The organism is Pseudomonas sp. AL10 (assembly GCF_029960685.1).
Classification (GTDB): Bacteria; Pseudomonadota; Gammaproteobacteria; order Pseudomonadales; family Pseudomonadaceae; genus Aquipseudomonas; species Aquipseudomonas lactis.
In genome coordinates, this window is the sequence record NZ_JASBQZ010000001.1 from 247529 (window position 1) to 262598 (window position 15070).

Here is a 15070-nt window from a genome sequence, read left to right on the forward strand (position 1 = left end):
CACACCTCGGAGATGCTATCGCAGGCAAGCCAGCTCCCACACAAGCTCGCTCCTACAGGAGGATCAGCAGTGTTGCTTAGAGCTTGATCCAGGTCGCTTTCAGCTCGGTGTACTTATCGAATGCATGCAGTGACTTGTCGCGGCCATTACCCGACTGCTTGAAACCACCGAACGGTGCGGTCATGTCGCCGCCGTCGTACTGGTTAACCCACACGCTGCCGGCACGCAGAGCCTTGGCCGTCAGGTGCGCCTTGGAGATATCCGCCGTCCACACCGCTGCGGCCAGGCCGTATTGGGTGTCGTTGGCGATGGCGATGGCTTCTTCAGCGCTGTCGAAGGTGATCACCGACAGGACTGGGCCAAAGATCTCTTCCTGGGCGATCTTCATGGCATTGGTCACGCCGTCGAAAATCGTCGGCTCGACGTAGGTGCCGCCGGACTCTTCCAGGGTGCGCTTGCCACCTGCGACCAGCTTGGCGCCGTCGGCGTGGCCGGCTTCAATGTACGAAAGCACGGTATTCATCTGCTGCGTATCCACCAAGGCACCCACAGTGGTGGCTGGGTCCAGTGGATTGCCGGGTTTCCAACCCTTGAGGGCTTCGATCACCAGCGGCAGGAAGGTGTCCTTGATCGAACGCTCGACCAGCAGGCGCGAACCGGCGGTGCAGACTTCGCCCTGGTTGAAGGCAATGGCACTGGCGGCGGATTCGGCGGCCGCTTGCAGGTTCGGCGCATCGGCAAACACGATGTTCGGGCTTTTGCCACCGGCTTCCAGCCAGACACGCTTCATGTTCGACTCACCGGAGCGGATCAACAGTTGCTTGGCGATCTTGGTGGAGCCCGTGAACACCAGGGTATCAACATCCATATGCACCGCCAGGGCGTTACCCACGGTGTGGCCATAGCCAGGCAGCACGTTGAACACGCCTTTAGGAATACCGGCCTCTACGGCCAGCGCGGCAATGCGGATGGCAGTCAGCGGGGATTTTTCGGACGGCTTCAGGATGACAGAGTTACCGGTGGACAGCGCTGGGCCGAGTTTCCAGCAGGCCATCATCAGCGGGAAGTTCCACGGCACGATGGCGCCAACGACACCCACGGGCTCGCGGGTCACCAGGCCCAGTTGATCGTGGGGCGTGGCGGCGACTTCGTCGTAGATCTTGTCGATCGCCTCGCCGCTCCAGCTCAGGGCTTGCGCCGCGCCGGGGACGTCGATGTTCAGGGAATCGCTGATGGGCTTGCCCATGTCCAGGGTTTCGAGCAGCGCCAGCTCTTCGGCATTGGCCTTGAGCAGCGCGGCGAAACGGATCATGACGGACTTGCGCTTGGCCGGCGCCAGGCGCGACCACACGCCGGAATTGAAAGTGGCACGCGCATTTTCCACGGCGCGCTGGGCGTCGCTGGCATCACAGCTAGCGACAGTGGCCAGCAAGCGCCCATCCACCGGGCTGATGCATTCGAAGGTGTCGCCGGAAACGGCGGCGGTGTACTCGCCATTGATATAGGCGCGGCCTTCGATCTTCAGAGCCTTGGCGCGTTGTTCCCAGTCGGCACGGGTCAGGGTGGTCATGCGAGTGTCCTCCTCTTATTGAATACAAGGGCCTGGGAGGTTTATCCCGGCGCCATCACAAATGCTTGCCCGACCAGCCTGCTGTTCGGCTCAAGGCAGCTGCCACCCTAAACCAGCGGCTGGGGATGTTTCAATATATTTGACATAACGGCGGCAAACGCCCTTGCGATGTTCATTTTAATAAACATAGACTTTGGGCTCTCCAACCGCAGGCCAGACGGGAAATGCACATGAGCATCCAGGACATCGTCGATTTCAGCCAAGCCAACACCGCCCCCGAACGTTACCGCCCTGCCGCCGAGAAAATCCTCAAGGGCGATCCCGAGCAGACACTCTACAACCACTACAACAGCCCATGCGGCCAGATGAACGCCGGCGTCTGGGAAGGTGAAGTGGGCCAGTGGAAGGTCAACTACACCGAGCATGAATACTGCGAGATCGTGCAAGGCGTGTCGGTGTTGCGCGATACCGAGGGAAATGCCAAGACCCTGCGGGCCGGCGACCGCTTTGTGATCCCTGCCGGCTTCAGCGGTACCTGGGAAGTGCTGGAAGCGTGCCGCAAGATCTACGTGGTGTTCGAAGAGAAAGCCTGATCATTGATTGATCGACAACGGGACGCTGAGCGTCCGAGACGGCATTCCCACGCAGAGCGTGGGAACGATCAGCAGAGCGTGGGAACGATCATCCCAGGCAAAAAAAAGCCCGCATCGTGAGATACGGGCTTTTTTTCACAAGGAAGAAAATCAATTACTTGATTTTGCCTTCTTTGTAGATCACGTGCTTGCGAACGCGCGGGTCGAACATTTTCTTTTCGAGCTTGTCCGGGGTAGTACGCTTGTTCTTGTCGGTAGTGTAGAAGTGACCAGTACCGGCGCTAGAGATCATTCGAATCAATTCACGCATGATAGAGCTCCTTAGATCTTGCCAGCGGCACGGATTTCGGCCAGCACGACAGTGATGCCACGCTTGTCGATAATACGCATGCCTTTAGCAGATACACGCAGGCGAACAAAACGTTTCTCTTCTTCAACCCAGAAGCGGTGATGCTGCAGGTTCGGCAGGAAACGACGACGGGTTTTGTTATTTGCGTGGGAAATGTTATTCCCAGTCACCGGACCCTTACCGGTAACTTGACAGACTCTCGACATGCCTCAGCCCTCTAAAACCACATGCCCAACCCGGCATGGGTTGGCCGCTTAATCTCTCAGTCATTTGGCGCCAGGCGCCGCGTTTCTTTAGGGTCTTACCGGCTACACCTACAGTGAAGGAACCGGGCCCCTAGAAAAGAGCGCTGCTTTATACCAGAAAGACCCCAGTGCAACAACAACCTGTGTATTTTTAGCAGCGTAAATCTTGGCCACAAGTGCCTGAACCGCTGCCAGGAGGGGCCGCTGTAACAGCCGACCGCTCGTCGCACAGAATGATTTACAACGCCTGCGGTCACAGGGAAGTGCACGGCGCAACACGCGCAGGCGCCATCAAAACAGCATTTGCGCCAAAAGCACAGGCAAAAATGGGCTAGTCATTTATCAATCAGACCTCTACGGTAGGCTTTTTCCAGACTGCACTCGCAGATGGGCCTTCGATCTGCACAGGAAACCGAATATGCGCCTCGCTGCCCTACCGCTATTGCTTGCCCCTCTCTTTATTGCGCCGATGGCCGTTGCGGCCACCAATTTGAGCGTTTGCACCGAGGCCAGCCCCGAAGGGTTCGATGTGGTGCAGTACAATTCGCTGACCACCACCAACGCCTCGGCCGATGTGCTGATGAACCGCCTGGTGGAATTCGACGCGGCCAGTGGCAAGTTGGTACCCAGCCTTGCAGACAGTTGGGAAGTGTCGCCCGATGGGCTCACGTACACCTTCAAGCTGCATCCCGATGTGAAATTCCATCGCACCAGCTATTTCAGCCCAAGCCGCACCCTGACCGCCGAAGACGTGCGCTTCAGCTTCGAGCGCATGCTCGACCCGGCCAACCCGTGGCACAAGATCGCCCATAGCGGCTTTCCTCACGCCCAATCCCTGCAATTGCCTACATTGGTCAAGAAAATCGACGCCCTTGACCCGCTGACCGTGCGCTTTACCCTCGACCACGCCGACTCCACCTTCCTACCGGCGCTGAGCATGGGTTTTGCCTCGATCTACCCGGCCGAATATGCCGACAAACTGCTCAAGGCCGGTACACCCGAAAAGCTCAACAGCCAGCCCATCGGCACCGGCCCGTTTGTGTTCGTGCGTTTCCAGAAAGACGCCGTGGTGCGCTACAAGGCCAACCCGGACTACTTCGCCGGCAAACCGGCGGTGGATAACCTGATTTTCGCCATCACCCCGGACGCCAACGTACGCCTGCAGAAGCTGCACCGCGATGAATGCCAGATCGCCCTGTCGCCCAAGCCTCTGGATGTGGGCGAAGCCGAAAAGGACCCAGCACTCAAAGTCGAGAAAACCGCTGCGTTCATGACCGCATTCGTCGCCATCAACAGCCAGCACCCGCCGCTGGACAAGCCCGAAGTACGCCAGGCAATCAACCTGGCCTTTGATAAGGGCAGCTACCTCAAGGCCGTGTTCGAAGGCACCGCCGAAGCGGCCAACGGTGTCTACCCGCCGAATACCTGGAGCTATGCCAAAGAGTTGCCAGGCTACCCGCAGGACCTCGCCAAAGCCAAGGCGCTGCTGGGCCGCGCCGGGCTCAAGGACGGCTTCAAGACCACGATATGGACCCGCCCTACCGGCAGCCTGCTCAACCCCAACCCGAACCTCGGCGCCCAACTGTTGCAGGCTGACCTGGCCAAGGTTGGCATCCAGGCCGAGATTCGCGTGATCGAATGGGGCGAGTTGATCCGCCGCGCCAAGGCCGGCGAGCACGACTTGCTGTTCATGGGCTGGGCCGGCGACAACGGCGACCCGGATAACTTCCTGACGCCGCAGTTCTCCTGTGCCGCGGTAAAGTCCGGCACCAACTTCGCCCGCTATTGCGACCCCACTCTGGATAAGTTGATCAGTGCCGGCAAAACCACCAGCGAGCAAGGCGTGCGCAGCAAGCTGTATCAGCAGGCTCAGGCGCAGATCCAGCAACAGGCGCTGTGGTTGCCGTTGGCGCATCCGACGGCGTTTGCCTTGACCCGCAAGAACATCGAGGGGTACCAGGTAAGCCCTTTCGGGCGCCAGGATTACTCGAAGGTCAGCCTCAAACCCTAAGGAACACTCCCACCTGTAGGAGCGAGCTCGCTCGCGAAAATCGACAACGATGACGCGGCAAGCCTGACGCCCCGCGGGGTTCTCAGGTTTTTCGCGAGCAAGCTCGCTCCTACAGACAGAGGCGGGGTTATTACAGCCAACCGTATTCAGCCATCGACAACGGATCACCATCGCCCACGATGATGTGGTCCAGCACACGCACATCCACCACATCCAGCGCCTTTTGCAGCAATTTGGTCAATTTTCGATCAGCCGCGCTGGGCTCCGCGCTCCCCGACGGGTGGTTGTGACACAGGATCAACGCCGCCGCGTTGTACGCCAAGGCGCGCTTGACCACTTGTCGCGGATAGACAATCGCAGCGTCGATGGTGCCTTGGAACATGGCCTCGAACCCCAGCACCCGATGCTTGGAATCCAGGAACAGGCAACCGAAGATCTCATGGGGCTCATGGCGCAGCAGTGCCTTGAGGTACTCGCGCACGGCCAGCGGGCTTTCCAGCACCGAGTCAGCCCGCAAGCGCTCTGCCAGGTGGCGCCGGGACATTTCCAGCACCGCCTGCAGTTGAGCGAACTTCGCCGGGCCCAGCCCCAGATGCTGGCTAAACAGCGTCTGGCTGGCCTCCAGTAACGGGCGCAGGCCACCGAATTGCGCCAACAGATGGCGCGCCAGGTCGACCGCACTTCGGCCGGCAACCCCCGTACGCAAAAAGATCGCCAACAGTTCGGCATCGGACAGGCTTGCCGCGCCGCCTTCCAACAGCTTCTCCCGCGGACGCTCCGCCACGGGCCAATCACGAATACTCATCCCACCTCCCTGTATCTGCTCCGCTGTTGCCCGGCGGGCGCTGTGTTATCGTAGGGCCCTCTTTTTTGCCGGCGATTTCACCTGGGGAGGGGTCATCGCAGGCGTCACTGAACTGGCATCACTGAACTGGAAAGGCAAACCAATGCAGCGTCTGTATCGGAAACGCATCGTTCTCGGCGTCGGCGGCGGCATTGCCGCCTACAAGAGCGCAGAGTTGGTTCGCAGGCTCCTGGACCTGGGCGCCGAAGTGCGCGTGGTCATGACCCGTGGTGGTAGCGAGTTCATCACCCCGCTGACCATGCAGGCCCTGTCCGGCCACCCGGTTCACCTCGACCTGCTGGACCCGGCAGCAGAAGCCGCCATGGGCCATATCGAACTGGCCAAATGGGCCGACCTGGTGCTGATCGCCCCGGCCACCGCCGACCTGATCGCCCGTCTGGCCCAGGGCATTGCCGATGACCTGCTCACCACCCTGGTATTGGCCACCGACGCCACCGTCGCTATCGCACCGGCCATGAACCAGGCCATGTGGCGCGACCCGGCCACCCAGGCCAATACCCAACTCCTGCAAACCCGTGGCCTCAAGGTGTTCGGCCCGGCGTCCGGCAGCCAGGCCTGCGGCGACGTCGGCCTGGGCCGCATGCTCGAAGCCACGGACCTCGCGCAGTGCGCCGCCGAGTGCTTCCAGCACCTGGCCCTGACCGGCAAGCACGTGCTGATCACCGCCGGCCCAACCCAGGAAAACATCGACCCGGTGCGCTACATCACCAACCATAGCTCAGGAAAAATGGGCTTCGCGTTGGCAGAAGCTGCGGTCGAAGCAGGCGCACGCGTCACACTGATCACCGGTCCCGTGCATCTGCCCACCCCTGATCGCGTCACGCGAATCGACGTAGTCAGCGCTCGGGACATGTTGGCGGCCTGCGAAGCCGCCATCCCCTGCGACCTGTTTATCGCCTCGGCAGCGGTTGCGGATTACCGCCCGGAGGTCGTCGCCCCGCAGAAGCTCAAGAAAGACCCTACGAGCGGCGACGGCCTGCTCCTGCAAATGGTGCGTAACCCAGACATCCTGGCCACCATCGCTACCCGTCCAGACCGCCCGTTCAGCGTCGGCTTCGCTGCCGAGACCGAGCACCTGCTGGACTACGCCGCACGCAAACTGAAAGACAAAAACCTCGACCTGATCGTTGCCAATGATGTCGCCAACCCGAGCATCGGCTTCAACAGCGAGGAAAATGCGTGCAGCGTGATCGACCGCGAACTGCACGCCACCCTTTTCGCCCAGACCAGCAAGGGCAAGATTGCCCGCCAACTGATCTCTTTTATCGCCCAACGGCTGAACCAGGTTTAATCTCCATGCACGCTTTGCAAGCCAAGATCCTCGATCCACGCCTCGGCAACGAGTTCCCCCTGCCGGCCTACGCCACGCCGGGCTCCGCCGGCCTGGACCTGCGCGCCATGCTCAAGGAGGACACCGTCCTTGAGCCGGGCCAGACCATCCTGATTCCCACCGGCCTGTCGATCTATGTCGGCGATCCTGGCTTGGCGGCGCTGATCCTGCCGCGCTCCGGCCTGGGCCACAAACATGGCATCGTGCTCGGCAACCTGGTCGGCCTGATCGATTCGGACTACCAGGGCGAGTTGATGGTGTCGTGCTGGAACCGTGGCCAGACTGCTTTCAACATCGCCATCGGCGAGCGCATCGCCCAACTGGTTCTGGTGCCGGTGGTGCAGGCGCATTTTGAATTGGTGCAGGAATTTGACGAAACCCAACGCGGCGCAGGCGGTTTTGGGCATTCCGGCAGTCACTGACTAAGCTGAACGTGGCCGGACGCCATCGTCCGGCCACGCGCCACCGCCCGGCTTTTCAGGATGAAGAATGCGCGGAAATAATCATCGAGATTTCTCTAATGAAATCAAAGGACTACGTAAAAATAATGCTAAAGCCAGAGCGCCGATGGCATTTTTACACCACGAACTCTCTGCCGAAAACGCCGTCATACCCTTCAGTTTGAGCCTGCCGGCCAGCCACATCAGGCCAGCCTTGCCCCCTTTCAGATGGAGTTTCCCCCGCGATGAGTACCGCAGCCCGCGTAGCCCCGACCTTTCCCGACAGCATTTTTCGCGCCTATGACATCCGTGGCGTGGTCCCCAAGACCCTGACCGCCGAAACCGCCTACTGGATCGGCCGCGCCATCGGCTCCCAGAGCCTGGCCCAGGGCGAACCCAACGTTTCGGTAGGCCGTGACGGCCGCTTGTCCGGCCCGGAGTTGGTCGAGCAACTGATCCAGGGCCTGGCTGACAGCGGCTGCCACGTCAGCGACGTCGGTCTGGTACCAACCCCCGCGCTGTACTACGCCGCCAACGTACTGGCGGGCAAATCCGGGGTCATGCTTACCGGCAGCCACAATCCGTCGGACTACAACGGCTTCAAGATCGTCATCGCTGGCGACACCCTGGCCAATGAACAGATCCAGGCCCTGCACACCCGCCTGAAGACCAACGACTTGACCAGCGGCACCGGCAGCATCACCAAGGTCGATATCCTCCAGCGCTACTCCGATGAAATCACCCGCGACGTCAAGCTCGCCCGCCGCCTGAAAGTCGTGGTGGACTGCGGCAACGGCGCAGCGGGCGTGATTGCCCCGCAACTGCTCGAAGCCCTGAACTGCGAAGTGATCCCACTGTTCTGCGAAGTGGACGGCAACTTCCCCAACCATCACCCAGACCCAGGCAAGCCGGAAAACCTGGTGGACCTGATCGCCAAGGTCAAGGAAGTGGGCGCCGACGTCGGCCTGGCCTTCGATGGCGACGGCGACCGTGTAGGCGTGGTGACCGAAACCGGCGAGATCGTGTTTCCGGACCGCCTGCTGATGCTGTTTGCCCGTGACGTAGTGGCGCGCAACCCCAACGCCGAGATCATCTTCGACGTGAAATGCACTCGCCGCCTCACGCCATTGATCAAGGAATACGGTGGTCGCCCGCTAATGTGGAAGACCGGTCACTCGTTGATCAAAAAGAAAATGAAGGAAACCGGCGCGCTGTTGGCCGGCGAAATGAGCGGCCACGTGTTCTTCAAGGAGCGCTGGTTCGGGTTTGACGATGGTATTTACAGCGCCGCTCGTCTGCTGGAGATCCTCAGCAAGGAGAAATCCACGGCGCAAGAGCTGTTTCAGACCTTCCCGAATGATATTTCTACGCCTGAGATCAATATCCATGTGACCGAGGAGAGCAAATTCAGCATCATTGACGCATTGCACGATGCGCAATGGGGTGAAGGCGCCAACCTGACCACCATTGATGGTGTGCGAGTCGATTACGCCAAAGGCTGGGGCCTGGTTCGCGCGTCCAACACCACACCGGTGCTGGTCCTGCGTTTCGAGGCGGATACCGAAGCGGAGTTGCAGCGCATCAAGGACGTGTTCCACGCCCAGTTGAAACGTGTTGCCCCTGATCTCCAATTACCGTTCTGATTTTTTGCCCGGAGCCCTGAATGACCCTCGAACGCGAAGCCGCTGCCAACACCGCCAAGGTCCTGTCCGAAGCGTTGCCTTATATTCGACGCTACGTCGGCAAGACGCTGGTGATCAAGTACGGCGGCAATGCCATGGAAAGCGACGAGCTGAAAACCGGCTTTGCTCGCGACATCGTGCTGATGAAGGCCGTGGGGATCAACCCGGTGGTCGTTCACGGCGGCGGCCCGCAAATCGGCGACCTGCTCAAGCGCTTGTCGATCGAGAGTCACTTCATCGATGGCATGCGTGTCACTGACGCGCAAACCATGGACGTGGTGGAAATGGTCCTCGGCGGCCAGGTCAACAAAGACATCGTCAACCTGATCAACCGCCACGGCGGCAGCGCCATCGGCCTGACCGGCAAGGATGCGGAGCTGATCCGTGCGAAAAAGCTCACCGTTACCCGCAAGACACCTGAAATGACCCAGCCGGAAATCATCGACATCGGCCAGGTGGGTGAAGTGGTGGGCGTGAACACCGACCTGCTCAACCTGCTGGTCAAGGGTGACTTCATCCCGGTGATCGCGCCGATCGGCGTGGGCGCCAATGGCGAGTCGTACAACATCAACGCCGACCTGGTGGCGGGCAAAGTGGCGGAAGCGTTGAAGGCTGAAAAGCTGATGCTGCTGACCAACATCGCCGGCCTGATGGACAAGGAAGGCAAGGTACTGACCGGCTTGACCACCCAACAGGTGGACGACCTGATTGCCGACGGCACCATCTACGGCGGCATGCTGCCCAAGATCCGCTGCGCGCTGGAAGCGGTGCAAGGCGGCGTCGGCAGCTCGCTGATCATTGATGGCCGCGTGCCGAATGCGGTGCTGCTGGAAATCTTCACGGATACCGGTATGGGCACGCTGATCAGTAACCGCAAGCGTTCTTAATCGCCGCAAAGCAAAAGGCCCCGCTCAATTGAATTGAGCGGGGCCTTTTGTTTGTACACAGTTCAAATGTGGGAGCTGGCTTGCCTGCGATGACGGCAGTACATTCAAAAATGCACCGCCTGACACACCGCTATCGCGGGCAAGCCTGCTCCCACAGGGGTCAGTGTCAGACGCCGAACTGCTCGCGGTATGCACGCACAGCTGGCAAATGCTGCTTGAGCTGCGGGTCATCTTCCAGGAACTGCAACACCTGGTTCAACGACACGATGCTCACCACCGGAATGCCGAAATCGCGCTCCACTTCCTGGATCGCCGACAACTCACCGTTGCCGCGCTCCTGGCGGTTCAAGGCGATCAGCACACCGGCAGCCTTGGCGCCGTCCTGGGAAGCAATGATCTGCATCACTTCACGGATCGCAGTACCCGCGGTGATCACGTCATCGATGATCAGCACATCGCCGGTCAACGGTGCGCCAACCAGGCTGCCGCCTTCACCATGGGCCTTGGCTTCCTTACGGTTGAAACACCACGGCAGGTCCTGCCCGTGATGCTCCGCCAGAGCGACCGCCGTCGCCGCAGCCAGGGGAATACCCTTGTAGGCCGGGCCAAAGAGTACGTCGAAGGAAATACCGCTCTCAACGATGGCTGCCGCATAGAAACGGCCCAGCTGAGCCAGGGCCGAACCTGAATTGAACAGGCCCGCATTGAAGAAGTACGGGCTGGTGCGCCCGGACTTGAGGGTGAACTCACCGAAGCGTAAAACGCCGCGATCGATGGCAAAACGAATGAAATCGCGCTGATACGCCTGCATGAAAAAAGCCTCAGATACCACGGATTTAGCTAATTGGGTGGACGGCGTGTATCATACACGCACGCGATTTTTGGGGCCATTTATGCGGATCATCAGTGTGAACGTTAATGGTATTCAGGCTGCAGTCGAGCGTGGTTTGCTCAGTTGGCTGCAAGCACAGAATGCCGACGTCATCTGCCTGCAGGACACCCGTGCCTCCGCCTTTGAACTGGACGACCCAGCCTTCCAACTGGATGGCTACTTCCTTTATGCCTGCGATGCCGAAGTGCCCACCCAAGGTGGCGTGGCTTTGTACTCGCGGTTGCAACCCAAGGCGGTCATCAGCGGCCTCGGCTTCGAGACAGCCGACCGCTACGGGCGTTACCTGCAAGCCGATTTCGACAAGGTCAGCATCGCGACCTTGCTGCTTCCTTCCGGGCAGAACGGCGATGAAGACTTGAACCAGAAATTCAAGCTAATGGACGATTTCGCCCGTTACTTGGATAAACAGCGACGCAAACGTCGCGAGTACATTTATTGTGGCTCGCTGTACGTGGCGCAACAGAAGCTGGATATCAAGAACTGGCGCGACAGCCAGCAATCCCCAGGTTTCCTGGCGCCGGAACGCGCCTGGATGGACGAGATTGTCGGCAACATGGGCTATGTCGATGCCCTGCGCGAAGTCAGCCGCGAAGGCGACCAGTACAGCTGGTGGCCGGATAACGAACAGGCTGAGATGCTCAACCTGGGCTGGCGTTTCGACTACCAGCTGCTGACCCCGGGCCTGCGCCGGTTCGTGCGCAGTGCACGCCTGCCGCGCCAGCCGCGCTTCTCGCAGCACGCGCCGCTGATCGTGGACTACGACTGGACATTGACCATCTGAGGTCATTCTCCAGGCACAAAAAAACCGACAGTGATGTCGGTTTTTTTGTGGCCGCTCGGTTACTTGACCAGGCGCCAGGTCCACGGATACCGGTAGGCAATGCCTTTGTTGGCCTTGATACCGGCGATGATCGTGAGTATCAACGCCCCGATCACCAGCACGGTCATCAGCAAGAAGCCGACCACCACGAAGCCCAGCAGCAGGCACACCAGCCAGGCGATCGCCACGGTGATCTGGAAATTCAGCGCCTCCTTGCCCTGGTCATCGACGAGCGGGTCCATGTCCTTCTTGAACTGCCACAGGATCAACGGCCCCAGCAAGCTGCCGAAGGGGAATACCAACCCCAGGAATGCCGCGAAATGACACAACATTGCCCACTGGCGTACTTCCTTGGACGGTGCCGGAACCGGCAACTGGCTGTCATTCATGGCGCTTCTCCTTGGGGCCGGCTCAGTCAGCCAGCGCGGCGTTCTGCAATTCAAAAATTTCGGTCATGCCCTTCTGGGCCAAGGCCAGCATGGCGTTCAGCTCAGCCGGCTGGAATGGCGCGCCTTCGGCAGTGCCCTGCACTTCAATGAAACCACCGGTGCTGGTCATGACCACGTTGAGGTCGGTCTCGGCGGCCGAGTCTTCCAGGTAGTCCAGGTCCAGCACAGGCTCGCCCTGGTACATGCCAACCGACACAGCGGCGATCATCTGCTTGAGCGGGTCACCCGCTTTCAGGCCGCCACGCTTCTTGATCACTTTCAAAGCGTCAACCAGGGCCACCATGGCGCCGGTAATGGATGCCGTGCGGGTACCGCCGTCAGCCTGGATCACGTCGCAGTCAACATAGAGGGTGACGTCACCCAGCTTGGACATATCCAAAGCGGCACGCAGGGAACGACCGATCAAGCGCTGGATTTCCAGGGTGCGCCCGCCTTGCTTGCCACGGCTGGCTTCACGCTGGTTACGCTCGCCAGTGGCGCGCGGCAGCATGCCATATTCAGCGGTCAACCAACCCTGGCCCTGGCCCTTGAGGAAGCGCGGCACGCCGTTTTCGACGCTGACCGTGCAGATGACCTTGGTATCGCCAAACTCGACCAGTACAGATCCCTCGGCGTGTTTGGTGTAGTTGCGGGTGATGCGGATCGAGCGGAGCTGATCGGCAGCGCGACCACTTGGACGTTTCATAGGGGATACCTGTACTGAGGACGAAAAACTGCCGAGCATTATAGAGCCGCAAGCCGGTTCGAGGCACTTCTAAAAAATCCGGTTACTAATGCCCGTGTTTGGGTGCCCCCTCCCACTGCGCTACAATCCTGCGCCTCCAGACGGTAGGAGCGAGCTTGCTCGCGAAAAACGTCAACGATTACGGGGCCTTCCTGATTCAACGCGGTGCCCTTGCGTTCTTCGCCAGCCAGCTCGCTCCTACAGGTCGGCCTGGTCAATTTCTATTTATCCAACGCGAGGTACCTCCATGGTGCACAGCATGACCGCCTTCGCCCGTGTCGAAAAAGCCGGGGCCCAAGGCACCCTCAGCTGGGAACTGCGCTCGGTCAACAGCCGTTACCTGGAGCCGCACCTGCGCCTGCCAGAGTCGTTCCGCGACCTCGAAGGAGCGGTGCGTGAAGCGCTGCGCCAGGGGATCTCCCGTGGCAAGCTGGAATGCACCTTGCGCTTTACCGAAGAAACCACCGGCAAGCCGCTGCAGGTTGACCGCGACCGCGCCGCCCAACTGGTGGCCGCGGCCGAAACCATCGCTGGACTGATCAAGCAGCCGGCCGCATTGAACCCTCTGGAAGTATTGGCCTGGCCCGGCGTGCTGGTGGCCGACGCGGCCGACCCGCAGGCCCTGAATGCCGAAGCCCTCGCCCTGTTCAACCAGGGCCTGAAGGAACTCAAGGCCGGCCGCGAGCGCGAAGGCGCCGAGCTGGCGCGCCTGATCAACGAGCGGCTGACGTCGATCGAAGCCGACGTGGTGACCCTGCGCGAACTGGTACCGCAGATGCTCGCCACCCAGCGCCAGAAGGTCCTCGACCGCTTTACCGACATGAAAGCCGACCTCGACCCGACGCGCCTGGAACAGGAAATGGTCCTGCTCGCGCAGAAGAGCGACGTGGCCGAAGAACTCGACCGCCTGAGCACCCACATCCTTGAAGTGCGCCGCGTACTCAAGTCGGGCGGTGCCGCCGGTCGGCGCCTGGACTTCCTGATGCAGGAACTCAACCGCGAAGCCAATACACTGGGCTCCAAGGCGTTCGACCCGCGCAGCACCACGGCGGCGGTCAACCTCAAAGTGTTGATCGAGCAAATGCGCGAACAAGTACAGAATATTGAGTAAGGCACCCTCCATGACCCACAGCACCGGCACCCTTTACATCATTTCCGCCCCTTCGGGCGCGGGCAAGAGCAGCCTGGTCAAGGCCTTGACCGACGCCGACGAGCAGATCCGCATTTCGGTCTCCCACACCACCCGCGCCATGCGCCCGGGCGAGGTCGACGGCGTGCACTATCACTTCGTCGAGCGTACCGAGTTCGTCAAGATGATCGAACACGGTGACTTCCTCGAGCGCGCCGAAGTGTTCGGCAATCTCTATGGCACCTCGCAAAGCCACCTGCAGCAGACCCTGGACGAAGGCCACGACCTGATCCTGGAAATCGACTGGCAGGGCGCCGAACAAGTGCGCCAACTGATGCCCAAGGCTCGCTCCATCTTCATCCTGCCGCCCTCGCTCCAAGCCCTGCACCAGCGCCTGACAAACCGCGGCCAGGACAGCGACGAGATCATCGAGGGGCGCATGCGTGAGGCCGTCAGCGAAATGAGCCACTACGTCGACTACGACTACCTGATCATCAATGATGACTTTGCCCACGCACTGGACGATTTGAAGGCGATTTTCCGCGCCAACCAACTGCAGCAAAAGCGCCAACAGCAACGTTTCGGCAAATTACTCGCCGAATTGCTCGGCTGATTGGCTCTTCCCAAAACAGCTGCAAGGGCCTTACATTGGCACTTGTAGCGGTTTTGCGAAGGCCTGCCAAAAATCAGCGCTTCCCTAAACGCTGGTGATTTTTTAAACTGCTCAGTCCGCTCGCCCAACCGGGCAGCGCGCATCTTGCATTCGCTCCGAGGAATACCATGGCCCGCGTAACCGTTGAAGACTGCCTAGAACACGTGGATAACCGCTTTGAGCTGGTCATGCTCTCTACCAAGCGTGCCCGTCAACTGGCCACTGGCGGCAAAGAGCCCCTGGTCCAGTGGGAAAACGACAAGCCTACCGTTGTAGCCCTGCGTGAAATCGCTGAAGGCCTGATGAGCTACGAGTTCATCGCCAACGCCGAAATCGTTGAAGACGAACCGCTGTTTGCAGCGTTCGAAGGCGAGTCCAACGAGGACGTCTAAGCCTATGCCTGGTCGACGTAGCACGGCGCGGGGTCACAGC

General features: G+C 60.3%; 16 protein-coding genes and 2 pseudogenes. 11 read left to right on the top strand and 7 right to left on the bottom strand.

All coding sequences use genetic code 11. The features are described from left to right. Positions 1–76: 76 nt before the first annotated feature. Complete coding sequence (locus QK296_RS01210) at positions 77–1570, bottom strand: aldehyde dehydrogenase (protein ID WP_003195472.1); 1494 nt, start codon at positions 1568–1570, stop codon at positions 77–79. A gap of 230 nt (positions 1571–1800) precedes the next feature. Here QK296_RS01210 and QK296_RS01215 point away from each other — a divergent pair, with 230 nt between their 5' ends. Next, the gene (locus QK296_RS01215; protein WP_003195474.1) at positions 1801–2163 is read left to right on the top strand and encodes a cupin domain-containing protein; all 363 of its coding nucleotides are present in this window, start codon (positions 1801–1803) and stop codon (positions 2161–2163) included. A 154-nt stretch (positions 2164–2317) separates the two neighbouring features. Here the strand turns inward: QK296_RS01215 and rpmG are convergent, their stop codons facing one another. Beyond that, on the bottom strand, positions 2318–2473 hold the full coding sequence (gene rpmG, locus QK296_RS01220) for a 50S ribosomal protein L33 (RefSeq protein ID WP_003176906.1): 156 nt from the start codon (positions 2471–2473) through the stop codon (positions 2318–2320). 11 nt (positions 2474–2484) lie between these two features. Further along, the gene (rpmB, locus tag QK296_RS01225; RefSeq protein WP_003176907.1) at positions 2485–2718 is read right to left on the bottom strand and encodes a 50S ribosomal protein L28; all 234 of its coding nucleotides are present in this window, start codon (positions 2716–2718) and stop codon (positions 2485–2487) included. Between the two features lie 457 nt (positions 2719–3175). Between rpmB and QK296_RS01230 the strand changes: the two genes are divergently transcribed. Continuing rightward, positions 3176–4768 (top strand): ABC transporter substrate-binding protein, encoded by a 1593-nt coding sequence (locus tag QK296_RS01230; protein WP_282390509.1) that lies wholly within the window; start codon positions 3176–3178, stop codon positions 4766–4768. Positions 4769–4807: 39 nt separating this feature from the next. Further along, positions 4808–4882 (top strand): annotated as a pseudogene (locus tag QK296_RS01235) (outer membrane lipoprotein carrier protein LolA); the annotation flags it as partial. 16 nt (positions 4883–4898) lie between these two features. Here the strand turns inward: QK296_RS01235 and radC are convergent. Further along, positions 4899–5573 (bottom strand): DNA repair protein RadC, encoded by a 675-nt coding sequence (gene radC / locus QK296_RS01240; protein ID WP_003195479.1) that lies wholly within the window; start codon positions 5571–5573, stop codon positions 4899–4901. Positions 5574–5715: 142 nt separating this feature from the next. Between radC and coaBC the strand changes: the two genes are divergently transcribed. The 4 genes and pseudogenes from coaBC to argB all read left to right on the top strand — a co-directional run bounded on the left by coaBC (position 5716) and on the right by argB (position 9972). Next, complete coding sequence (coaBC, locus tag QK296_RS01245) at positions 5716–6924, top strand: bifunctional phosphopantothenoylcysteine decarboxylase/phosphopantothenate--cysteine ligase CoaBC (protein WP_282390510.1); 1209 nt, start codon at positions 5716–5718, stop codon at positions 6922–6924. Between the two features lie 5 nt (positions 6925–6929). Next, positions 6930–7385: a dUTP diphosphatase gene (gene dut / locus QK296_RS01250; RefSeq protein WP_003195482.1), complete on the top strand. Its 456-nt coding sequence runs from the start codon at positions 6930–6932 to the stop codon at positions 7383–7385. A gap of 248 nt (positions 7386–7633) precedes the next feature. Then, positions 7634–9046, top strand: a pseudogene (locus QK296_RS01255) (phosphomannomutase/phosphoglucomutase); the annotation flags it as partial. Between the two features lie 20 nt (positions 9047–9066). Beyond that, positions 9067–9972, top strand: coding sequence for an acetylglutamate kinase (gene argB, locus QK296_RS01260; protein WP_003195487.1), 906 nt, complete (start codon positions 9067–9069; stop codon positions 9970–9972). Between the two features lie 166 nt (positions 9973–10138). Here argB and pyrE read toward each other — a convergent pair whose 3' ends face one another. After that, on the bottom strand, positions 10139–10783 hold the full coding sequence (gene pyrE / locus QK296_RS01265; RefSeq protein WP_003195489.1) for an orotate phosphoribosyltransferase: 645 nt from the start codon (positions 10781–10783) through the stop codon (positions 10139–10141). Positions 10784–10865: 82 nt separating this feature from the next. On the opposite strand from pyrE, the gene QK296_RS01270 reads away from it, so the two are divergent. After that, a complete protein-coding gene (locus QK296_RS01270) occupies positions 10866–11645 on the top strand; it encodes an exodeoxyribonuclease III (protein WP_003195493.1) in 780 nt (259 codons plus the stop codon). 59 nt (positions 11646–11704) lie between these two features. Here QK296_RS01270 and QK296_RS01275 read toward each other — a convergent pair whose 3' ends face one another. After that, positions 11705–12073, bottom strand: coding sequence for a DUF4870 domain-containing protein (locus QK296_RS01275; RefSeq protein ID WP_032894534.1), 369 nt, complete (start codon positions 12071–12073; stop codon positions 11705–11707). Between the two features lie 22 nt (positions 12074–12095). Further along, a complete protein-coding gene (rph, locus tag QK296_RS01280) occupies positions 12096–12818 on the bottom strand; it encodes a ribonuclease PH (protein WP_003195497.1) in 723 nt (240 codons plus the stop codon). A gap of 286 nt (positions 12819–13104) precedes the next feature. Here rph and QK296_RS01285 point away from each other — a divergent pair, with 286 nt between their 5' ends. From QK296_RS01285 to rpoZ, 3 genes are all read left to right on the top strand, one after another. Further along, the gene (locus tag QK296_RS01285) at positions 13105–13968 is read left to right on the top strand and encodes a YicC/YloC family endoribonuclease (RefSeq protein WP_003195504.1); all 864 of its coding nucleotides are present in this window, start codon (positions 13105–13107) and stop codon (positions 13966–13968) included. 10 nt (positions 13969–13978) lie between these two features. Continuing rightward, positions 13979–14599 (top strand): guanylate kinase, encoded by a 621-nt coding sequence (gene gmk, locus QK296_RS01290; RefSeq protein ID WP_003195506.1) that lies wholly within the window; start codon positions 13979–13981, stop codon positions 14597–14599. A 167-nt stretch (positions 14600–14766) separates the two neighbouring features. Then, the gene (gene rpoZ / locus QK296_RS01295) at positions 14767–15030 is read left to right on the top strand and encodes a DNA-directed RNA polymerase subunit omega (RefSeq protein ID WP_003195508.1); all 264 of its coding nucleotides are present in this window, start codon (positions 14767–14769) and stop codon (positions 15028–15030) included. The last annotated feature ends 40 nt before the right edge of the window (positions 15031–15070 follow it).